This window comes from Methylomonas sp. MS20 (assembly GCF_050275925.1).
Classification (GTDB): domain Bacteria; phylum Pseudomonadota; class Gammaproteobacteria; order Methylococcales; family Methylomonadaceae; genus Methylomonas; species Methylomonas koyamae_A.
The window spans coordinates 1,473,723-1,494,535 of record NZ_CP189962.1; the positions used below are offsets into that span (position 1 = coordinate 1,473,723).

General features: G+C 56.3%; 22 protein-coding genes. 13 read left to right on the forward strand and 9 right to left on the reverse strand.

The genetic code is table 11. From position 1 onward, the window contains the following. Nucleotides 1–50: 50 nt before the first annotated feature. The 6 genes from ribH to ACQE3D_RS06490 all read left to right on the forward strand — a co-directional run bounded on the left by ribH (nucleotide 51) and on the right by ACQE3D_RS06490 (nucleotide 4,039). A complete protein-coding gene (ribH, locus tag ACQE3D_RS06465; RefSeq protein WP_064028955.1) occupies nucleotides 51–524 on the forward strand; it encodes a 6,7-dimethyl-8-ribityllumazine synthase in 474 nt (157 codons plus the stop codon). Beyond that, nucleotides 524–973, forward strand: coding sequence for a transcription antitermination factor NusB (nusB, locus tag ACQE3D_RS06470; protein ID WP_313728646.1), 450 nt, complete (start codon nucleotides 524–526; stop codon nucleotides 971–973). Before ribH ends, nusB begins: the two co-directional genes overlap by 1 nt. Before the next feature lie 33 nt (nucleotides 974–1,006). Next, nucleotides 1,007–1,948, forward strand: a complete 942-nt coding sequence (gene thiL / locus ACQE3D_RS06475; protein WP_313728644.1) for a thiamine-phosphate kinase — start codon at nucleotides 1,007–1,009, stop codon at nucleotides 1,946–1,948. Next, nucleotides 1,932–2,447: a phosphatidylglycerophosphatase A family protein gene (locus ACQE3D_RS06480; protein ID WP_313728643.1), complete on the forward strand. Its 516-nt coding sequence runs from the start codon at nucleotides 1,932–1,934 to the stop codon at nucleotides 2,445–2,447. The genes thiL and ACQE3D_RS06480 overlap by 17 nt, the downstream gene beginning before the upstream one ends. Before the next feature lie 104 nt (nucleotides 2,448–2,551). Beyond that, nucleotides 2,552–3,352: a GlcG/HbpS family heme-binding protein gene (locus ACQE3D_RS06485; RefSeq protein ID WP_064028963.1), complete on the forward strand. Its 801-nt coding sequence runs from the start codon at nucleotides 2,552–2,554 to the stop codon at nucleotides 3,350–3,352. Between the two features lie 180 nt (nucleotides 3,353–3,532). Next, nucleotides 3,533–4,039, forward strand: a complete 507-nt coding sequence (locus ACQE3D_RS06490) for a HEAT repeat domain-containing protein (protein ID WP_313728641.1) — start codon at nucleotides 3,533–3,535, stop codon at nucleotides 4,037–4,039. 223 nt (nucleotides 4,040–4,262) lie between these two features. Here ACQE3D_RS06490 and ACQE3D_RS06495 read toward each other — a convergent pair whose 3' ends face one another. From ACQE3D_RS06495 to ACQE3D_RS06510, 4 genes are all read right to left on the reverse strand, one after another. Further along, nucleotides 4,263–4,592 (reverse strand): hypothetical protein, encoded by a 330-nt coding sequence (locus ACQE3D_RS06495; RefSeq protein ID WP_064028967.1) that lies wholly within the window; start codon nucleotides 4,590–4,592, stop codon nucleotides 4,263–4,265. Between the two features lie 174 nt (nucleotides 4,593–4,766). Next, nucleotides 4,767–4,928: a hypothetical protein gene (locus ACQE3D_RS06500; RefSeq protein WP_157197878.1), complete on the reverse strand. Its 162-nt coding sequence runs from the start codon at nucleotides 4,926–4,928 to the stop codon at nucleotides 4,767–4,769. A 243-nt stretch (nucleotides 4,929–5,171) separates the two neighbouring features. After that, nucleotides 5,172–5,750, reverse strand: a complete 579-nt coding sequence (locus ACQE3D_RS06505) for an ANTAR domain-containing response regulator (RefSeq protein ID WP_313728639.1) — start codon at nucleotides 5,748–5,750, stop codon at nucleotides 5,172–5,174. Nucleotides 5,751–5,752: 2 nt separating this feature from the next. Further along, on the reverse strand, nucleotides 5,753–7,231 hold the full coding sequence (locus tag ACQE3D_RS06510; RefSeq protein ID WP_313728638.1) for an MFS transporter: 1,479 nt from the start codon (nucleotides 7,229–7,231) through the stop codon (nucleotides 5,753–5,755). A 490-nt stretch (nucleotides 7,232–7,721) separates the two neighbouring features. On the opposite strand from ACQE3D_RS06510, the gene nirB reads away from it, so the two are divergent. Both nirB and nirD read left to right on the forward strand, forming a co-directional pair. Continuing rightward, a complete protein-coding gene (gene nirB / locus ACQE3D_RS06515) occupies nucleotides 7,722–10,262 on the forward strand; it encodes a nitrite reductase large subunit NirB (protein ID WP_313728637.1) in 2,541 nt (846 codons plus the stop codon). Beyond that, complete coding sequence (gene nirD / locus ACQE3D_RS06520; protein ID WP_064028975.1) at nucleotides 10,262–10,597, forward strand: nitrite reductase small subunit NirD; 336 nt, start codon at nucleotides 10,262–10,264, stop codon at nucleotides 10,595–10,597. Before nirB ends, nirD begins: the two co-directional genes overlap by 1 nt. 28 nt (nucleotides 10,598–10,625) lie before the next feature. Here nirD and ACQE3D_RS06525 read toward each other — a convergent pair whose 3' ends face one another. The 4 genes from ACQE3D_RS06525 to ACQE3D_RS06540 form a co-directional block, all read right to left on the reverse strand. Continuing rightward, on the reverse strand, nucleotides 10,626–12,353 hold the full coding sequence (locus ACQE3D_RS06525; protein WP_313728636.1) for a DEAD/DEAH box helicase: 1,728 nt from the start codon (nucleotides 12,351–12,353) through the stop codon (nucleotides 10,626–10,628). 120 nt (nucleotides 12,354–12,473) lie between these two features. Further along, entirely contained in the window at nucleotides 12,474–13,448 is a 975-nt protein-coding gene (locus ACQE3D_RS06530) for a COX15/CtaA family protein (RefSeq protein ID WP_313728635.1), read from the reverse strand. A 6-nt stretch (nucleotides 13,449–13,454) separates the two neighbouring features. After that, a complete protein-coding gene (locus ACQE3D_RS06535) occupies nucleotides 13,455–14,297 on the reverse strand; it encodes an HDOD domain-containing protein (RefSeq protein ID WP_064028981.1) in 843 nt (280 codons plus the stop codon). Between the two features lie 11 nt (nucleotides 14,298–14,308). Further along, nucleotides 14,309–15,238, reverse strand: coding sequence for a YgfZ/GcvT domain-containing protein (locus ACQE3D_RS06540; RefSeq protein WP_313728634.1), 930 nt, complete (start codon nucleotides 15,236–15,238; stop codon nucleotides 14,309–14,311). Between the two features lie 63 nt (nucleotides 15,239–15,301). Here ACQE3D_RS06540 and ACQE3D_RS06545 point away from each other — a divergent pair, with 63 nt between their 5' ends. Genes ACQE3D_RS06545 through ACQE3D_RS06555 form a run of 3 tightly spaced genes read left to right on the forward strand, consistent with a single transcriptional unit; the run spans nucleotide 15,302 to nucleotide 17,804 of the window. Continuing rightward, nucleotides 15,302–15,739, forward strand: coding sequence for a protein YgfX (locus ACQE3D_RS06545; protein ID WP_064028986.1), 438 nt, complete (start codon nucleotides 15,302–15,304; stop codon nucleotides 15,737–15,739). A gap of 8 nt (nucleotides 15,740–15,747) precedes the next feature. Next, nucleotides 15,748–16,602 carry an HDOD domain-containing protein gene (locus ACQE3D_RS06550; protein ID WP_313729453.1) on the forward strand — a complete coding sequence of 285 codons (855 nt, stop codon included), beginning with the start codon at nucleotides 15,748–15,750 and terminating at the stop codon, nucleotides 16,600–16,602. Beyond that, nucleotides 16,602–17,804, forward strand: a complete 1,203-nt coding sequence (locus ACQE3D_RS06555; RefSeq protein WP_313728633.1) for a sensor domain-containing diguanylate cyclase — start codon at nucleotides 16,602–16,604, stop codon at nucleotides 17,802–17,804. Before ACQE3D_RS06550 ends, ACQE3D_RS06555 begins: the two co-directional genes overlap by 1 nt. Nucleotides 17,805–17,865: 61 nt before the next feature. On the opposite strand, the gene ACQE3D_RS06560 is transcribed toward ACQE3D_RS06555, so the two are convergent. Further along, a complete protein-coding gene (locus ACQE3D_RS06560) occupies nucleotides 17,866–18,729 on the reverse strand; it encodes a hypothetical protein (RefSeq protein WP_281022643.1) in 864 nt (287 codons plus the stop codon). A 149-nt stretch (nucleotides 18,730–18,878) separates the two neighbouring features. Between ACQE3D_RS06560 and ACQE3D_RS06565 the strand changes: the two genes are divergently transcribed. Both ACQE3D_RS06565 and ychF read left to right on the forward strand, forming a co-directional pair. Beyond that, nucleotides 18,879–19,490, forward strand: coding sequence for a tetratricopeptide repeat protein (locus ACQE3D_RS06565; RefSeq protein WP_064028996.1), 612 nt, complete (start codon nucleotides 18,879–18,881; stop codon nucleotides 19,488–19,490). Between the two features lie 192 nt (nucleotides 19,491–19,682). Next, nucleotides 19,683–20,774 carry a redox-regulated ATPase YchF gene (gene ychF / locus ACQE3D_RS06570; protein WP_071155038.1) on the forward strand — a complete coding sequence of 364 codons (1,092 nt, stop codon included), beginning with the start codon at nucleotides 19,683–19,685 and terminating at the stop codon, nucleotides 20,772–20,774. The last annotated feature ends 39 nt before the right edge of the window (nucleotides 20,775–20,813 follow it).

Consider the following 20,813-nt stretch of genomic DNA (forward strand, 5'->3'; position numbering starts at 1 on the left):
TTTCGGTGCCGGCCGCCGCGTCGTCATCGCTCAAACCCATTGGATAAGTTATGTCAGTCAGTATTGTAGAAGGTCATTTGTCGGCCCAGGGCGGCAAGTTTTGCATCGTTTCCTCGCGTTTCAACAGCTTCATCGTCGGCCAGTTGGAAGCCGGCGCCATCGACGCGTTGGTCCGCCACGGCGCCGCCGAAGCCGATATCAAGTTGATCAAAGTGCCGGGCGCTTTCGAATTGCCGGTGGCGGTGCAACGCATCGCGGCCGCGAAAAAATACGATGCGATCATCGTACTGGGCGCGGTGATTCGCGGCGGGACGCCGCATTTCGAATATGTGGCCGGCGAATGCGTCAAGGGCATCGCCCAAGTTGCGTTGCAGTACGACGTGCCGGTCAGCTTCGGCGTGTTGACGGTCGACAGCATCGAACAAGCCATCGAGCGGGCCGGCACCAAGGCCGGCAACAAGGGCGCCGAAGCGGCGATGTCCGCCATCGAAATGGTCAGCCTGTTCAACAACCTGAGCCTTTAATGAGTCAAGCCAAAACCAACGCCAGAAAATGCGCGGTTCAGGCGCTGTATCAATGGCAGATGTCGGGCGATAGCCTGAGCCGCATCGAAACCTATTTCCTGGAAGAAGAGCATCTGAAGGGTGCGCAGAAAAGCTATTTCAACGAGATTTTTCACGGCGTGCCAACACAACTGGATGTCGTCGATGCGGCGTTGGCCGGTTTTGTCGATCGGCCCATCGAAAAAATCGATCCGGTTGAGCGAGCGATATTGCGGATAGGCGCTTACGAGTTGATTTACCGGTTGGAAACGCCGTACAAAGTCATCATTAACGAAGCCGTTAACTTGGCCAAGTGTTTCGGCGCGGAAGGTAGCCACAAATACGTCAACGGCATTCTTGACAAAGTTTCCCAGACTCAGCGAGCGGTCGAAATCGCCGCTAAGCAGAAGCAAGGGTTGCCGAAAGTCTGACGACCGGTGCGATGGCGATTTCTTGGGTGGCTCATGCCTGAACGACTAGGCGAATTCGATCTGATTCGCCGTTATTTCGCGGCGGACGCGCCGCGCCATCCTCACAACAAACTCGGAATCGGCGACGACTGCGCGCTGATGAGTCTGCCGCCCGGCGAGCACTTGGCGATCACCGCCGACACCATGGTCGAAAACGTGCATTTCTTCGCCGATGCCGCGCCCGAGGATTTGGGTCACAAGTTGCTGGCCGTGAACCTCAGCGATTTGGCGGCGATGGGTGCAGAGCCGTTTGCGGTGACCTTGGCCTTAACCCTGCCCAAAGTGGAGCCGACTTGGTTGGAAGCGTTTTCGCGCGGTTTTTTGACGCTGGCTCGCCGCTTTAATGTCGATTTGATCGGCGGCGATACCACGTCGGGACCGTTGACGCTGACCGTGCAGGCGATGGGCACGGTGCCGAGCGGGGCGGCGTTGACCCGCTCGGCGGCCAACGTTGGCGATTTTGTGTATCTGAGCGGACCTGTCGGCGATGCCGGGTTGGGTTTGAAGATCAAGCAAGGTTATCGCTGCGCGTTCCCTGAAATCCCACTACGCTGTTTTCATCGGCCCGAGCCTAGAGTCGAACTGGGGTTGGCGTTGCGGGGCATCGCTCACGCCTGTATCGATATTTCCGACGGATTGGCGGCCGATTTGGGGCATATTTTGACGCAAAGCGGGGTCGGCGCCTGTCTGGACTGGTCGGCCTTGGCGTTTTCCGATGCGATGGACGCCTATTTGGCCGAAACCGGCGACTGGCGGCTACCGCTCACCGCCGGCGACGACTATCAACTTTGCTTTACGGTGCCACCGGATCGGTCCGCCGCGCTACCGGCCGGTTGCCGGAAAATCGGCGTCATCGAAGTCGAATCCGGCCTCCGTCTGCGCCGCGCCGGGTCTATCGAATTGTTGGAGTTTACCGGTTATGAGCATTTTCTTTAGAGCGTCCTACGGTAAGGCTGGCTTATCGGCAGGCGACATCTTGCGCGATGTCAGGCTATTCTTGGCGTTCGGTTTCGGCGCCGGCTTGGCCAAGCGCGCGCCGGGGACCTTCGGCACGTTGGCGGCCGTGCCGGTTTACGCGGCCTTGTTGCAAACCGGTTTTTGGGGCTACTGGTTGGCGACGGCGGTAGTCATCGCGGTCGGCATTCATTTGTGCGATTACGCCGCCGCGCGCCTGCAAGTTCACGATTTCGGCGGCATCGTTTGGGACGAAATCGCCGGCTTGTTGTTGGCGATGGCCTGGGTGCCGTTTTCGTGGCGGAACTTGGCGCTGGGTTTTGCGTTGTTCAGATTTTTCGACATCGCCAAGCCTTGGCCGATCGGCTGGCTGGACCGTCGCGTCCACGGTGGTTTGGGCATCATGTTGGACGATGTCGTCGCCGGGTTGTTCGCGGCGCTAGTATTGGTGTTGTGCGCGCCGTGGATGTCGCAATATTAGCGCCAGCTAAACCGTTAGACAGGATGGCGGGCCTTTGCTATAAATAAATTCCCGCTCAACGCGCGGGGCCATTCCAGAATAATCAAATAACGAGAGAAGCAACTATGAAAACAAAAAAACTGTTGGCCTTAAGCCTGGGTAGCGCCGCGCTGGTATTGTCCGCGCAAACCGTTTCCGCGGCTTGCAGCGATGTTTCGCGCTCGGCGTTGACCGACGCGATCAGTGCCGCGGAAGCCGCAAGCACTGGAGGTTATGGACTGAATATGTGGGTGACCGTGGTCGACGAGACCGGCAAGGTGTGCCACGTCGCCACCAGCGGCACTACCGGCTCGGCGGCAGGTAACTCCGAATGGCTCGGCAGTCGGGTCATTTCGGCTCAAAAAGCCTTTACCGCCAACGCCTTCAGTCTGGACGGCTACGCCATCTCCACCGGTAACTTGTACTCGGCGGTGCAGCCTGGCGGCAGTTTGTACGGTCTACAGCACAGCAATCCGGTTGATGCCAGCCGGGCTTACGCGGGCAGTCCGAATGCCTACGGCACTAACAGCGATCCTTTGAAAAACAAACGGGTCGGCGGGGTGAACGTATTCGGCGGCGGATTGGCTATCTATAGTGGTGGCCATAAAGTCGGCGCAATCGGCGTCTCCGGCGATACCTCCTGCCGCGATCATGCCTACGCTTGGCGGGTTCGCGAAGCATTGGGCATGCATCCGGCCGGTACCGGCATCACCACGTCCAACATGAATGCCGCCGGTACCGCACAAACGGCGTTGACCGGCGCGGCCAAGGGCGACGAATTGATTCTGACTGGAACCGGCGGCTATTGGGACGCCTGGTCGCAGCCGGCTTGCCCGAATTCCACGCCGACGGCAACGACGGCCAACGGCACTTTGCAAGCGCCTTGATTGCTTGAGGCAGGTGCCGCGCGACCTGCCGCCATCGGCGTGAGAGTGTCGCTAGTCCTGGTTGGGGCGTTGCTTATGGCGCCTTATCTCGCATTGGGCCTGTTGCCGATTTGGCAACAGGTCCGCGTCGTTCGGCCTTGCCCGGCGGCGGGAGGAGTTCCAATTCAGGCGTCCCGGTCCATGCCGGACTTGCACCAGCTTGCTTCGTCAGCCGAATCCGGCGGTGGAGCGTCTACCCCGGAGCAGATCGCCGAAGAAGAGAGTGTCGACCTCGAACAGGTGGAAACCGCCAGACAGTGGCTCGGCGATCACGATCCCGCGCAACGTATCGCAGGCGCTCAACAACTGGCGGCCTATCCGACTCCGGAGGCCGGTCGCTATCTATTGGAAGCCTTGCGGCAAGATCGAGTCGGGAAAGTTCGTGCGGCGGCGGCGGAAAGTCTGGGTTATTTCGATCAACCAGCGCTGCCGGTCTACGATGCCTTGATAGCGGCATTGAACGACCCTGACGAAGCGGTTCGATTCAATGCCTTCAGCGCCCTACAAACACTGATGGATAAGCTGGTGGACCAGCCCAGGTTGCTGGCGCGACTGCAGGCAAAATTAAAACAAACCTTGAAGTCCAAGAAACTGCCGGCCGATAGCCGTGTAGCGGTCGACAGCTATTTGCAAGATCAGTCGCCTTGACAGCCGTGTTGTCCGGCTGTCTGGCGGGGCGAGAGGTGCGAGTATTTCGGCCGAATTAGGTCAAGCAAAATACGTAGTAACTGTAGTAAAACACGATAAAAAACAACAGTACGTTCAACAGTCTCTCTACGGCCAAATGCCCGGCCGATACTTTGGATGTTTTAGTTTTCAAGACTCCCTCCCGAACTTTAGTGCCGCGAAAGCGGTTTTGATCTATCAAGGCTTAGCGGCCGATGCCGTTGCCTATCCACGCGCCGGCGGCAGCGCCCAAACCCGCGCCCAGCGGATCACCCTTGCTGATTTCGTAGCCGACCGCGCTACCGAGCGCGCCGCCAACCAAGCCTTCGGTCGAACGTCGATCATTGCTTGGATTAGTGCCGGGCATTTGCGCGTAACGCGGTTGTAATGCGGGAGCCGGGCGGTAAACGTGCTCCACGACGACCGGCTCGCGATGATGGTGACCGTGTTTGCGGTGCCCGTGCCCGTGGTCGTCGGCCATCGCAAAATTAGGAAAAACGAATCCGACGCAGACTACCAGCGTGGTTTTCAACATGATGACTCCATTTCAAGATTGTTAAGGAAAAGTCTAGTCACGCAAGCTGAATCCCGAATGAATAAACCATTAGGAATCGATTAAAACTAAAGAGGCTTGGCCGATAGGTCGGGACTGTTTACCGAATTTGGCTTCAATGTACACGAAAGTCAAAAAACGTGTTAGCATTTTTGCTCAGTTGACAGGTGGCTGTTCAACGCCATCATTTTCAGCGATGTCAAACGGTGCGACCGATTTTTTGGCGGGCTTGATGGTAGCGAATCGATTATACTGCAACTGTTCCGGTGCCTCGTTTTTTGCGGCGGCTAAGCTGCTGCGTAAACGTTTGGTTTTCAATGATTTCTAGGAGCTGTTCATGTTGATAAGTAGTCGAAATCGAGTAGTTGCAGGAATTAGCCGGGTAGTGCTAGTGGTGGCGGGTGTCTTATTGATATCACTAGGTTTGTCTCCCAGTATTCGGGCCGATAATCTATCGGAGCCGCCATTCGGCGGGGCGGGAGTCGGGTGTCCAACCAGTTTCCGGTAAGGCGATACGCTGAGCAAGGAGACTAGCGTAGTTCTTGGCTCGTAGAGGTGACTCTACTTGAACAGTTCGGCCATCGAAATCACGTTCTTCGCCATTTCGCCGATTGCCATGTTGCGGTCCATCGCCAATTTACGCAAGGCATGGTAAGCCTGTTCTTCGCTAAAGCCCTGCGATTTCATCAGGATCGCTTTTGCGCGGTCCACCAGCTTGCGATCTTCCAATTGGGTCTTGGTTTTTTTTAATTCGTCCTTGAGCGCCTGATGTTCCTTGAAACGGGCGATTGCGATATCGACGATGGATTTGATGCGTTTCGCTTCCAGGCCGTCCACAATGTAAGCGCTGACGCCGGCCTTGATGACTTTGTTGATGGTTTCGGTTTGCTGGTCCTCCGCAAACATCACCACCGGCAACGAATAGCTCTGATTGATTTCGACGATGGTTTTCAGAATCGGCTCGGTAGGGGTGTAAAGATTGAGTACCACCACGTCCGGGTGCAAGGTTTGCACGATGCGCAGCATATCCAACTCCTGCAGCTTCAACGTGGCGACTTCGCAGCCGTGTTGGCGTAGTGTGCGTTCCAGCACGCGGTCGCTGTCGAATTCGTCCACGACTAAGACATTCAACACTGTCATCGTCAATCCAGCTCGATTTGTACCAAGCTGCCGTCCGGCATGATTTCGGTGATAAAGTTTTTTGGTTCCCTTAGAAAATAAATCAACCCGAGTAGGATCGCGCACGCGCCGCCCAACATCAGAAAAAAGCTGAATGTGGAGACGAAGGTCAGCAAGATTAGAAACACGATGGCGCCGGCATTACCGTAAGCGCCGATGATACCGGCGACTTCGCCGGTGATTGAACGCTTGATCAACGGCACGAACGCAAAGATGGCGCCTTCGGCCGCTTGCATGAACACCGAACAAATCAACGTGACGGCCACGCTCAAGGCGATGGACCAGTCCGGCGAAATCCAGGCCATCGCCAGATAGCCGACCGCAAGTCCGGCCACGAACAGCGTCAACGAGAGTTTGCGGCCGATCTTGTCGCTGAGCCAGCCGCCGGCCGGCCGGGCGACGACATTGGTCACCACGAAGCTGGAGGCCAGCAGGCCGGCATCAAGCATGTCTATGCCCTGGGTCTCGTGAAAGGTATGGAAAAAAAACATCGGTAACATCGATAGCACCGCCAATTTGGACCCGAACGTGACCAGATACGCGATCGCTAGTATGAACACTTGCTGGTAGCGGTAATGGTGGATGCTGGGAATGGGGGCGCTCAGTTTGTCGGCGTTGTTGTTGACGAGTTGATGAGCGTGAGCCAGAAACAGCAGCCACACCGTCAACTGGATTCCCAGATGCCAATCCTGGCTCAACACCGGCGTTGCCGGCATCGCCAGCTTCCAGGCCAGTAGCGAAATCGTCGCGTACAACGGTATCAGGCTGAACATATACAAAAACAGATCGCGGATGCTGGAGACTTCCATCGCCAGCGGACGTCGGGTTTTCAGGCCGGCCAATTCCGGAGGCAAATTCTCCACGCTAAAGTAATAAACGATCGAGTAAAGCAGCGCGATTGCGCCGGTTAGCGCCACCGCGTAGCGCCAGCCGTGCTCTGCGCCGAAATAAAACGCCAGGCCTGGCAGAAAAATGGCCGCGAATGCCGAGCCGAAATTGCCCCAGCCGGCATAAATACCTTCGGCGGTGCCGACCTGGCTGGCCGGAAACCAGTCGCCGATGATACGCACGCCAACCACGAAACCGGCACCGATAAACCCTAGCAAGAATCGCGACCAAGCCAATTCTGCGAAATTGTCGGCGGCGGCGAACATAAAGCACGGAATGCTACAAACCGCCAACAACACGCTGTAGCTGATTTTTGCACCAAACCGGTCCACCAGCATGCCGGTCGCGACTCTGGCGGGAATCGTCAGCGCCACGTTCAGTAGCAACAAAATGTCGATTTCGGTTTGACTGATGCCCAGGTCTTGCTGAATCAAAACCAGCAGCGAAGCATGGTTAAACCAGACCACGAAGCTGATGAAAAAGGCCATCCAGCTCATGTGTAGCACTTTGGCCTTGCCTTGTAGCGACAGTAACTTGAACGGCGTAAAAGTCATGAAAGATCCGAACGATTGAATTTGGTAAGCGGAAAGCAGATTGCATGCCAGCGACTTCAACGAGTCAAGACGGTTGCGGTGTTGATACGGCCGCGCGACCGTGTGCTCAAGCGATAGACGGAGAGGGAAGCGTTGGACATTGGGCATGGGTCTTGGTCAATCGTGGGCCAGTTTGGTGCGAATATTTTGTTGGTTTGCATTGTTTGGGTGCGCTGATCGTCGCGGTCGAGCGCCGTGAATTTTATAAAATCGTTGTAAATCAATAGAAAGAGAGTTGTGGCATGGAATTTGATTGATACTAGTCAAGTCTCGTCGTTGGACTTGCCCCCGTATTAGACCTGGACAAAGGCGTCCTGCGCGAATGATGTTAATCATTCGCCAGGGCGCCTTTTTTTTGGCCTGAACAAAAGTTTCCACGACGACTGTACCCGAGTTCGTTCGCAAAGTGAGCGGATTCGGAGCAATTCAGCCCAATTAACAGGAGTCGCGGATGAGCACGCAACAAACCTTGGTCGTGATCGGTAACGGTATGGTCGGCCAGCATTTTTTAACCGGCTTGGTCGAAAGCGAAATCGCTGGCCGCTACCGTGTGGTGACGTTTTGCGAGGAGCCGAGGCCGGCTTACGATCGGGTGCATTTATCGGCCTTCTTCGCCGGTAAGACCGCCGACGATTTGTCGTTGGTCGAGACAGGCTTTTTCGAACGGCACGGTATCGAGATCCATCTGGGCGACAGAGCGATCGGTATCGATCGCCAGCGGAAACACGTGATTTCCGCAAACGGCCAGATCATCCAATACGACAAACTGGTCTTGGCGACCGGTTCCTATCCGTTCGTACCGCTGATCGCCGGCCGGGATCGCCCGCGTTGTCTGGTGTATCGCACGATAGAAGATTTGGAGGCCATCAAGGCCGCCGCCGCCGAATCCCGAATCGGTGCCGTGATCGGCGGCGGGTTGTTGGGATTGGAAGCCGCCAAGGCCTTGAAGGATTTAGGCTTGGAAACCCATGTCGTCGAATTCGCCTCGCGGCTGATGGCGGTGCAACTCGACGACGGCGGTGCCGCGATGTTGAAGCGGAAAATCGAGGCCTTGGGCGTCGTTACCCATTTGAATAAAAACACCACCGCGATCATCGACGGCGAAACGGCCTTGCACCGGATGACCTTTGTGGACGGCAGTCATCTGGAAACCGATATCGTGTTGTTTTCCGCCGGGATTCGACCGCGCGATGAACTAGCTAGCGCCAGCGGTCTGGCGGCCGGGTCGCGCGGCGGGATTGCGATAGACAATCAGTGCCGGACTTCCGATCCGGATATTTACGCGATCGGCGAATGCGCTTGCTGGAACGGCCAAATCTTCGGTTTGGTCGCGCCGGGTTACGCGATGGCCAGAACCGTGCTGGCCGACTTAGCCGAGGCCGACGCGGCCTTTACCGGCGCCGACATGAGTACCAAATTGAAGCTGATGGGGGTCGATGTCGCGAGTATCGGCGACGCTCAGGCCAGGACCCCCGGTGCGCTGGTCTACAGCTATCAGGACGGTGCCGGCGAAATCTACAAACGGCTGGTCGTCAGCGCGGATAACCGGCGCTTATTGGGGGCGGTGCTGGTCGGCGACGCGGCCGATTACGGCACCTTGCTGCAATATTGTTTGAACGGTATAGAACTGCCGGCGCAACCGGATACGCTGATTTTACCGGCGCGCGGCGATGCGCCGGCCGGACTCGGCGCGGATGCCTTGCCGGCCAGTGCCCAAATCTGTTCCTGTCACGACGTTAGCAAGGGCCAAATTTGCGATGCCGTCGCCGCCGGTTGCGTCAGCATCGGCGATTTAAAAGCCGCCACCAAGGCCGCCACCGGCTGCGGCGGTTGCAGTGCCTTGTTGAAGTCTGTGCTGGATAGCGAACTGACCAAACTCGGCGTCGCGGTCAGCACCGATCTTTGCGAGCATTTTCCGCATACCCGCCAGAACTTGTACCATTTGGTGATGGTCGGCCAGATCAAGACCTTCGACGAGTTGTTGGACCGGCACGGACACGGCTTGGGATGCGATGTCTGCAAGCAAGCGGTTGGCTCGATCTTGGCTTCGTATTGGAACGACTACATATTGGAAAAACCGCATGTGGGTTTGCAGGATACCAACGATACCTTTTTGGCCAACATCCAAAAAGACGGCACTTATTCGGTGGTTCCGCGCATCGCCGGCGGCGAAATTACCCCGGAAATGTTGATCGTGCTCGGCCAAGTCGCTAAAAAATACCGTTTGTATACCAAAATCACCGGCGGTCAGCGCGTCGATTTGTTTGGTGCCAGGGTCGAGCAATTACCGGCGATTTGGCGGGAATTGATCGCGGCCGGCTTCGAGTCCGGTCATGCTTACGGCAAATCCTTACGCACCGTGAAATCCTGCGTCGGCAGCACTTGGTGCCGCTACGGCGTCGACGACAGCGTCGGTCTGGCGATCGAATTGGAAAATCGCTACAAAGGCTTGCGGGCGCCGCATAAAATCAAAATGGCGGTGTCCGGTTGCACCCGCGAATGCGCCGAAGCGCAGGGTAAGGACATCGGCGTGATCGCCACCGAAAACGGTTGGAACTTGTATGTGTGCGGTAACGGGGGGATGAAGCCGCGCCACGCCGATCTGTTCGCGACCAATCTGGACAGGGAAACCTTGATTCGCTATATCGACCGGTTGCTGATTTTTTACGTGCGCACCGCCGCGCGTTTGCAGCGTACCTCGGTGTGGCTGGAAAACCTGGACGGCGGCTTGGCTTACTTAAAAGAGGTGGTGATGGCCGACAAGCTCGGGATCGCCGCCGATCTGGAGCGGCAAATGCAGCATGTCGTCGACACGTATCAATGCGAGTGGAAAACCACGCTGGCCGACGAAACCCGCTTGAAACGTTTCCGGCACTTCGTCAACAGTGATTTGGGCGACGACGATGTCGTGTTTGTCGAGGAACGAGGTCAAATTCGGCCGGCCGATCCTGACGAACGCAAGCATTTTAAACTGATCGAGGAGGCTGCCTGATGAGCCGTTGGACAGAAGTATGCCGAGTCGAGGATTTGCAAGCGGACTCCGGCATTTGCGCCCGCTTGGCCGACCAGCAAGTCGCGTTGTTTTTTCTGCCCCGTTTGAACGCGGTGTTCGCGATCGGCAACCGCGATCCCTTCAGCCAAGCCAACGTATTGTCGCGCGGGATGGTGGGCGACATCGGCGGTGAGCCGATGGTGGCCTCGCCGATGTACAAGCAGCATTTTAGTCTGCGGAGCGGGATTTGTTTCGAGGACGCCGCGGTGCGGGTACCGGTATTTCAGGCCCGCATCGAACAAGGCCGGGTTGAAGTCAACAGTTCGGCGGACTGACCGGGGGGAGGTCGGTCCGCCGCCGGGGTCATTCCTGCGGTTTGGCGCGTTTCGACGGCGAACCGACCCGCTTTTTGCTTTTAGCCTTCTTGATGGCTGCCGGGTCGAAGTGGGAGATATTCAGCGGCTTGCCGACGACCCGGACCTTTTTCAGTGCTTGAAACAAGTCCTTGGGCATGCCGGCCGGCAATTCGACGGTGCTATACGTTTCCTCGATTTTAATCCGGGCGATATGTTCGCCGTCGATGCCGGTTTCGTTCGCGATCGCACCGACAATATTGCCCGGTTTGACGCCGTCGTTACGGCCGATTTCAATTCGGAACAATTCCATTTCGACTTGACTGGCGCCTCGGCCGCGTTCGCGCTGCGGGCCGCGCTCGCCTCGTTCGCGCGGTTTGTCGTCGGCCGGCCGGGCCGGTTTTTTCCCCGAGTCCTTGAGTAGCAGCGGGGTGTCGCCCTGCAGCAATTGCGCCAGCGCGGCGGCAATGTCGATGGCCGGTACGTCGTGTTCGACTTGGTACTGACTGATTAGTTGGTGGAAAAAGCTCAGCTCCGCCGACGCCAGTGTGTCGGTAATCCGCTGTTTAAAGCGGATCACGCGGGCATTATTGATAAACTCGGTGGAGGGCAATTGCATTTCCGCGACTTTCTGGCGGGTGGCTTGTTCGATATTGGCCAGCAAGCGTTTTTCGCGCGGCGAAACGAACAGTATCGCGTCGCCGGTGCGGCCGGCGCGGCCGGTACGGCCGATCCGATGCACATAGGATTCGGTATCGTAGGGAATGTCATAGTTGACGACGTGAGTAATCCGGTCCACGTCCAAACCGCGCGCGGCCACGTCGGTGGCAATCAATATATCCAGTTTGCCGCTTTTCAGATGATCGATCGCCCGCTCGCGCAGGGCCTGCGACATGTCGCCATTGATCGCGGCGGCGGAAAAGCCGCGCGCTTCCAATTTTTCGGCGACTTCGACCGTGGCGGTCTTAGTTCGGACGAAGATGATCATACCGTCGAAATTCTCGGCTTCCAGAATCCGGGTCAAGGCATCCATTTTGTGTTGGCCGTTGACGAAGCAATAGCGCTGGCGGATGTTCTCGGCGGTCGTGGTTTTGACCTTGATCGTGATTTGCTCTGGCTGATTCAGGTAGCGCTGGGCGATCTTGCGGATTTCGGCCGGCATCGTCGCCGAGAACAGCGCGGTTTGCCGGGTCGGCGGGGTTTGCTCCAGAATCCATTCGACGTCGTCGATGAAGCCCATCCGCAGCATTTCGTCGGCTTCGTCGAGCACTAGCGTCGTCAATTGGTCCAGTTTCAAAGTCCCGCGCCGCATATGATCCATGACCCGGCCCGGCGTGCCGACGATGACATGCGCGCCGCGATTCAGTTGCCGCAATTGGCTGGTGTAATCCTGGCCGCCGTAAATCGGCAACACGTGAAAGCCCTTGATATGCGCCGCGTAGCTTTGAAAAGCCTCGGCGACTTGGATGGCCAGCTCCCGGGTGGGGGCTAGCACCAAGGCTTGCGGGTCTTTTTGTTTCAGATCGATTCGGGTCAGAATCGGTAAAGCGAAGGCGGCGGTCTTGCCGGTACCGGTTTGGGCCTGGCCCAACACGTCGCGGCCGGACATCACGAAGGGGATAATTTGGGCCTGAATCGGCGAGGGGGTTTCGTAACCGATGCCCTCTAGAGCTTTAAGAATGGGGTCGGATAGCGCTAGATCTTTGAAGGAAGGCGTGGCGGCGGGGGTTTCGGACATTAAATTTACCTGTGGAAAAAAAGAGATCGCCCCGGTTGATACCGGGTCACTCGACCATTGTACCTCAGTTTGCCGGGTTTATTTTTAACTTATTGATAATTTGGATAAAACGTCCACGGATTAGGCAGGGCGCCCAGATGCGTATTTCAGACAAATCCAAATGAAAAATTGAGCGCCGAAAATCAGATTCGCCATCAGCAGATGTAGCGGTTGGGCGGTGGCCGGAAAACCCAGGCGATCTAGGCTGACGCCGGCCAGAATCGCGGTCACGATCAGAACGCACAGGGCATAGGCCATGCGCCGCAACAGACTGCCGGGCGAGGTGTGCGCGACGATTTGCCAGGCCAACCACAGATTGGTGAACAGGATGATCGACGAGAACGAGCGGTGTACGTAAAAAATGATGGGAAAGCTATCCCGCCAGAATTGGCGATCGATATAGCTGTGCTGGTGAGCGATGAAATCCACCGATTCCCTGACTTGGGTTCCCATCGCAACCTGCAGCAAGGTCATGCCGATCGCGATTTTCAGCAAGAGCGCGAATCGCGGGGTTTGCCACCCGCCGTCCAATTGCGCCAACAGCGGTTGTTGCGAGCGGGCGATGGCGTAGATCAACAATGCGACAATGCCCAGCGCCAACAACATGTGCAGGGTGATCATCAACGGCTTTAAATTGCTGGCGACGACGGCCGATCCCAACCAACCCTGGAAGCCCACCAGCAGAAACACCGTCACAGCCAGATAGAAGATCCCCTTGTCGCCTTTCAGGTAAATGCGCGAAGCCCAGGCGGTCAGCAATATCAGCAGGCCGGTGCTGGCGCCGATCAAGCGATTAGTGTATTCGGTCCAGGTTTTTACCGGGTTGAAAGTGGTGTTCTCGTAGCCGCGTTGGGCGTAGATGTCGTGATAATTGGCGGGTAACTGCGCTTCGTCGGTTGGCGGTACCCATTGGCCGAAGCAGGTCGGCCAGTCCGGGCAGCCCATGCCGGCTCCCGAGGCGCGGACGATGCCGCCGACCAGAATCACGAAGTAGACGGCAAAAATGGTTAATGTGCCCAAGCGGCGAAAGCGGGCGGCGGCAAGCGGGTCTATCATCGTGATTTAAAAAAATAGGGATTGAGCTAATTCGATTTCTTCGGACACGCCTTCGATTTCGAGAATTTCGGCATCGCCGGCCAGTCCGAGCTTGGCGAAGGCCGGTACGGAATGCCAATCGACCCGGCAGGCCGGGTGGTCGGTGCCGGCCACGCTTTGCAGAAACGCGACTTGCACTAAATCGACGTAATCGGCTTTCGGACCCGCGTCGCGTTGAAAGTCGACGTATTCGGAAGGCACCGGTTTAAGTTCCTCGGGAAAATGCCAGGTGTCCATGATGATTTTGCCGACGTGCGGGTGGGCTTTTTCCAATAACTTGTCGAGGCGGGACGGACTGTCGCGAAATTCGGGGATATTCTCGACCAGGCTGAGTATCGGCAATTTGCCGATTTGGTGTATCAAGCCGGCCAGCATGGCTTCGTCGGCGTTCAGATGCGGAGCAAAACCGGCCAGTGCCCGGCAGATCGCCGACACGTTGACGCCTTGCTCCCAGATCGTTCGGAAGTAACTTTCCAGCAAGGCCGATTTGGGGGCGAACATTTGCTGCATGATCAGGCTGGTGACTAAAGTTCGGATGGTGTTGTTACCCAGGCGAGTCACCGCCATCTGGATGTTTTTGATTTCCATCGCCCCGCGATAGAGCGGGCTGTTGGCGACTTGTATCAGCCGCGCGGAAATCGCCGCGTCGGTGGCAATGATCTCGGCCAGACTTTGCGCGGTCACGTCGCCCTTGCTGACGGCGTCGCGAACCTTGATCGCCACGTCCGGCAGGGTCGGCAGCACCAAACGATTGGCGTCCAGTTCCGCTTGGACATGGGCTAAAAAGTCGTTGACGGATTTGAATTGCATGATGCTGTGCCCTATTCGGCGAGGATTAAACTAAGCGGCGTCTGATGTTCGTCGCCAAGTATAAAGCGTTTTGACTCGCCTTCAAGCGCGTGTAATACCAGCAGCAAGCGGGTGTCGCCGTTGTGAGCGGAGCTCAGCACGCTGCCGACGGTTTGACCTGTGTCGCCATCCAACACCGGTGTACCCGGTGCGATCGTCAATTCGCCGGCACAGCCGCCAACAAGCAATTGCCGTTTCACCTTACCAAGATAATGGCTTCTGGCGACGATTTCCTGGCCGGTGTAACAGCCTTTGGTGAAGCTGATGCCGCCGAGGCCGTCGATGTTGAGCATTTGCGGCAAGTGTTGTTCGGATTGAGACGCATCGAACCAAGGCAAACCGTCAAGCATATCCTGGTAGCGCCAATCGGTTTCAGGTCGGCTAATTAAGTCTGTTAGTATGGCGCTATCGTGCTTTTCCAAGATCAAAAACCGGCGGCGGCCGGGCAGTTTGACTATCGTTAGCGGTGCGTGGCCGACCGACCAATCCTTCTCCGGCAACGGAAGCGAGTGGAATTCGTGGCCGGCCGCAATCGTCAGCCCGGCGACGCTTAGACGGTCGCTGGCGTCGCCGAGAGTCACGGCGGCGCGCAACACGTATTTGCGCAGTTTTTCGATAACCGGGGTGACTAGCGAGGTTGGCATTACCAACCAATAGCCGTTGGTTTTTTTTATCACCAGCAAGGTACTGATGACCCGACCCTTCGCGTTGCAAAAAGCCGCGATACTGGCTTGGGTTTCGCTGATCTGCTGAATGTCGCACGTCAGCTGACCTTGCAAAAACCGGGCGCTGTCGGCGCCGATGACCTCGATCGCGGCTAGCCCGGTGGCCGGGTAAAGAGTGGCATGCTCGTCACGCGGATCAAGATTGTCGGGCAGTTTGTCGATCGTATCGGTGTTCATGTTTAAGTTTAAAGGTGGCATTCCGCTATTAGTTTACCGTAGCCTGATCGCGAGATCGTTTTAATGAAGCGAAATTTCGAACCTCCGTTGCAGTTTGCCGTCCGCGAGTCGCGATCGGCGCTCAAGTTGTTGTGTGGCCTGCACGCCGCGGCACTGTACGCTTGCTTTGAGAACGGCATGCCGTTGGTCTATCGGTTGGCGGCGGCCGGCTTATTGATTTTGACGGCGGTTAACAGCGGGGTGTTTCGAAAAACACGGCCATTTTTTCTGCGCTATACTCCGGGCGGCGGCTGGGAAATATCGGCGGACCTTGAAGCATTTCAGCCGATACGAATCGAATCAACTACGGTGACAACTCGGATGCTGACTATTTTGCATTATCGGACGGATGGCGGAAGTGTCGAGAGGTTGCCGATTTTTCGGGATGCACTGCCCGAGAACGACTATCGCAGATTGGTCGTCAGTCTAAAAATTTCCGGCTTTTCGCGAGATAGACGCTAGTGAATGCGATGGAAACCTTGCAGTTGCAAGTCGGGGCGCTAAAAAATTTGCCGGTATTGCCCCAAGCCAGTTTGCAAATTTTGCAGGCGATTAACACGCCGGATATTTCCATTGACCGCCTGGTCGCGGCGCTTTCGACGTCGCCGAGTTTAGTGGCCCGCCTGTTGGGATTGGCTAATTCCGCGTATTTTTCGCGAGGCAAGACGACTACCGACATTCGGAGCGCGGTGTTTCAGGTTTTGGGGCTGGATTTAGTCAAGGGCTTGGCGTTAGGGGTCATTTTTAACGTCCAGTTCGATACCGGTAAATGTCAAACTTTCGAAAGCGACTATTTTTGGATGCGTTCCCTGGTCACGGCGGTCGCCGCGCAAAAGCTGGCCTCGGAAATAGGCGCGCTGCAACATTTGGCGCCGTCTACCGTATATACCAGCGGCTTGTTATTGGACATCGGTATATTGGCCTTGGGATTTCTGGCGCCGGATCAACTTAACCAGATCTTTATCACCGCCGAGCGTGGTCCGGAACGAGTGACCGATTTGGTCAGCGGTCAGTTTGGTCTCAGTCATTTTCAAATTGGCGCGGCCTTATTAAAAAAATGGCATTTGCCGGAGTTGTATCAGTCGGTTTTGTCTCAGTATCAACGCCACGATGATGTCGGGCAGGAGCAGTCGTTGTTGGATTTGTTACGTCTTTGTCGACGGTTCAGCGCGGAGTTCGCCTCTGGCGTCGAATTCGAGCCGGCCGCTTATTTGCAGAATTGTCAGGCGTTGCGGTTGCCGATCGAGACGTTGAACGCGATAGCCGAGCAGTTGCTGGAAAGCCGGGTGGCAATGCAGCAATTGGCCTACGTGATGGGGAACTGATGGCCGACAATAGTTATGGTTCCGGGACGAACGGCGGTGCTTACGGATTCGGCATGCACGATCTGGTGGTGGACTTGTTCAACGCGCTTTCGACCGTTAAAGAACTGTCGGAAGTCAGCTATCAGGCCGACGATGAAAAACAATTGATTCGCCGGGCCTTGGCCAGTTTGATCCAAAATCAGGACATGGAACGTTGTTCTTTTTTTGCGGTGGACGGCGATGGCTGGTTAACCAATGTGGTCGGCCTGAGTTTTGTCGAACTGAACTTGCCGGAGGTGCCGGCCGGCGACACGACCCGATTCAAGGTCGGGGACGGCGTGATCGGTTTGGCCGCTTCGACCGGGCAATTGCAGTATTGTCAGAACTGCCTTGAGGACGAACGCTTCAGCTCGGAAAGCGACAGCGCCGCGATGCCGGGTTCGTTGATCAGTGTGCCGGTGTTTACTTGCGACGAGCAATTGATCGGGGTCTTGAACGTTTCGCATCCGCTGCCGTATTTCTTCACCGATTGGCATATGCGCTTACTGGAAATCTACAAGAACATGTTGGGCCAATTGATAACGACTCGGCGATTGCTGCGACAAATGGATCAGCAGATTGCGCTAAGAACCTCGCAATTGGAGTCATTGGTTGCCGAGACCAAGCAACTCAAAGACCATTTCGCCAGTATGTCGATGCTCGACCAACTGACGGGATTGCACAATCGCCGCTACTTTTACGACCAAGTGGAAATCGCAATCTCGCATCACAAGCGCTACCGGAACAGCTTCTGCCTGCTGGTAATGGATATCGATTTCTTCAAGCGCATCAACGATCTCTACGGGCACTTGTTTGGGGATGAAGTTCTGGTAGGGGTGTCCGAAGCACTCAAAAAACTGGTCAGGGCCAGCGATATCCTGGTTCGGTTTGGCGGAGAAGAGTTCGTGCTGGTATTCACCAATACTTGCTGCGAGGGCGGCTACGCGTTGGCGGAACGTATCCGGCAGGAAATCAAGACCTTGCGCTGGCATGTCGGGCTGGAATCGGTCAGCGTCACGTTGAGCGTGGGTTTGCATTGCGTCGATAGCGGTTACCACGATACCCACGAAGCCATCGATATCGACGACATCATTCATTGCGCCGACTTGGCGCTTTATCAAGCCAAAACCAGCGGCCGGGACCGTATCGTGGTGTACTCCAACGGTTTGACCAAAGACGGTTGAATTCGCCGCGGCACTCGTTAAAGGCGCCGGTTAAGCGCCTTTAACGAGTGCCGGCCTGGCGCTATTTTACTTTCAACGAACCGCCGGTACCCAAACCGTCTTGTACGTCTTGCGCTTTATAGTTGCGTACGGCGATGACCATATTGTTGTAAGCGTCGAAGAATGCCGCCGCGATGGCTTGGCCTTCCGGCGTGCGCGAGAAGGAACTGACACCGCCGCCGACCCCGCCTCCGAGCAGATAACCCCAGCCGCCGATACCGGCGGCCGCGGAAAAATTGGTATTGTTGGCGGTCGCGCTGCCAGAGGAAATCGCGACTTGTACCGTCGAACGGATATCCGTCAAGGTCAATGCCACATCCGAGGTTCTGGTCTCCACCGAGTTCGACAAGGCGCCAGCGGCCGCGCCCAGCGCGCCCAGGCCGGCCGCGCTCAGACCAATGCCGACCAGACCGGCGCCGATGTTGTTGCTATTGCCGCTCGTGGCTTCGTTGGCGACAATGACTTGCGGATCGAGCAGATAATCGGCGGCGACGCGTTGACCTTTGTGTTGCTTGGAGCCTGAGCGGTATTCGCCGGAGTCGCGCTGTTCGCCGGTAATTTCATTGATCAGCGCCCGGGTGGCGCGGTTGCCGATAGAGGTCAAAACAAAGCAATTCGATTGTTGCACCGCCAGCCGAATCAACGGTTCGACCGTAGTTACGTTGCTGGAGCCGCTGAAGCGGCCGTCGGCGACGGCCAAGGTTCCCAGCGGGGTAGTGCAACGCTCCAAGGATTTATTCGCATTCACACTGGTTGCTCCCCCCGCGGAACCGGTTACCATTTGGCTGCTGCCGCCCGTTTGCAATCCCGCTTGTTGCGTGGCGCAGCCGCTTAGGGTCGCCATGACAGCCGATAGCCAGATTTTGTTAGTGGGCCGTTTGCTCATAAAAACTCCTCAGTTGTGTGGGTCAATTCTCTTTGAAAATACACGGGGGTGAACGTGAAAACCAGTTGTCTAACGCGCCGATTAGCAAATAAGATAGGCCGGCATGATAGCTCAAGTTAGAAACTAACGCGATAACGAGACCGACAAATATGAAAGCATCGTTCTGGATAGCAATTCTATGGGAAATCGCGACTTTGCCGGGGTGTACGCAGACGCCGCCGCCGGTTGCAAACGTCAACACCGTTACCATTTGCGACGAAAGCGGTTGCGCCGACCGGCCCAGGAATTACGCAAGCTTCGACCCGGCCAAACGCAGTCCGGAGGAGGAAGCCGCCAATCAGCGGATGGTTGATCTGGAAGCTCTCGCGGAAAAAGACCCTTCCGCCGCCTACGATTTAGCATTACGGTTATTTCGCGGCGATGGCATCAAGCAAAACACGCATAAATCCGTGGAATGGATGCGCAGCGCCGGCGAGCGCGGGCATTTCGAAGCCCAGAAAGCGCTGGGACGTTTGTACTTGACCGGCTTGGGCGAAATGGGGTCGGACCCCGGCGAGGCCGAAAAATGGCTGAGCATGACCGCGAGCAAGGGCGACAAAGAGGCGCGTACGCTGCTAAAGGAAGCTACCCAAGCTCGGCAAACCTTGCAAAGCAACTACCGCTATTGGGATCGCTGGCGTTCGACCTTCTATAACTATTGGTCTAGCGGATATAACTACCACTGGCGCTGGGACACCGGGCGTTGGTATTACAACTACTAAGCGTTAGGCGGCTATTGCCGTCATTGTTTTCGTGGCGACCGCTTAAATCCAGTGGCTTTCATCCGGAGATTTGGCATCGAGATACCGCGTTTGTCCTGATGTTTGCTGGCCCATTCCTTGCTATAATTCCGGGCTTTTCGTACTCCGGCCCCGCCGGGTTTCATCGACTCTCATCACTGCTGAATTATTGCCATGGCACTTCATTGCGGAATCGTTGGCTTGCCCAACGTCGGTAAATCGACTTTATTCAATGCGTTGACCAAAGCCACGATCGCCGCCGAAAACTATCCCTTTTGCACCATCGATCCCAACGTCGGCGTGGTCCCGGTCCCCGATCCGCGCATGGATAAACTGGCGGAAATCGTCAAACCCGAGCGCATACTGCCGACGACGATAGAATTCGTCGATATTGCCGGACTGGTGGCCGGTGCGTCCAAGGGCGAAGGCTTGGGTAACCAATTTCTGGGAAATATCCGCGAAACCGATGCCATTGTTCATGTCGTCAGATGTTTTGAAGACGACAACGTTATTCACGTGGCGGGCAAGGTCGATCCGATCGGCGATATTGAGGTGATCAATACCGAATTGGCATTGGCCGATATGGCATCGGTCGAAAAGGCATTGCAGAAAGCGGCGAAAATCGCTAAGTCCGGAAACAAGGACGAATTGGCCCGAAAAGAAGTGTTGGAGCGGGTGTTGGAACAATTGAATCGGGGGGAGCCGGTCCGCACGCTCGGCTTGAGTGACGATGAAGTCAAGTTGATCAAGGAGTTATGCTTGATCACCATCAAGCCGACTCTATACATCGCCAATGTACAGGACGACGGTTTCGACGATAACCCGATGCTGGATCAAGTCAGGGCATTCGCGGAAAAGGAAGGCTCCTCGGTTGTCGCGGTCTGCGCAGCAATCGAAGCCGAGATCGCTCAGCTCGAAGACGAAGAGAAAAAGGAGTTTTTGCAGGATCTGGGTTTGGATGAACCAGGGCTGGATCGCGTCGTTCGCGCCGCCTATCAGTTGTTGAATTTGTCCACTTATTTCACAGCCGGCGTCAAGGAAGTCCGCGCTTGGACCATTCCCGTGAACGCGACCGCGCCGCAAGCCGCGGGCGTTATCCACTCCGATTTCGAAAAAGGCTTCATCCGGGCCGAAGTGATCTCTTATCAAGATTTTGTCAGCTACAATGGCGAACAGGGCGCTAAGGATGCTGGAAAATGGCGTTTGGAAGGTAAAGAGTACAAGGTGCAAGACGGCGATGTCATGCATTTCCGTTTCAACGTTTGACACAAAAACCAGCTTGTCATACACTATGCGGCTCTTGAG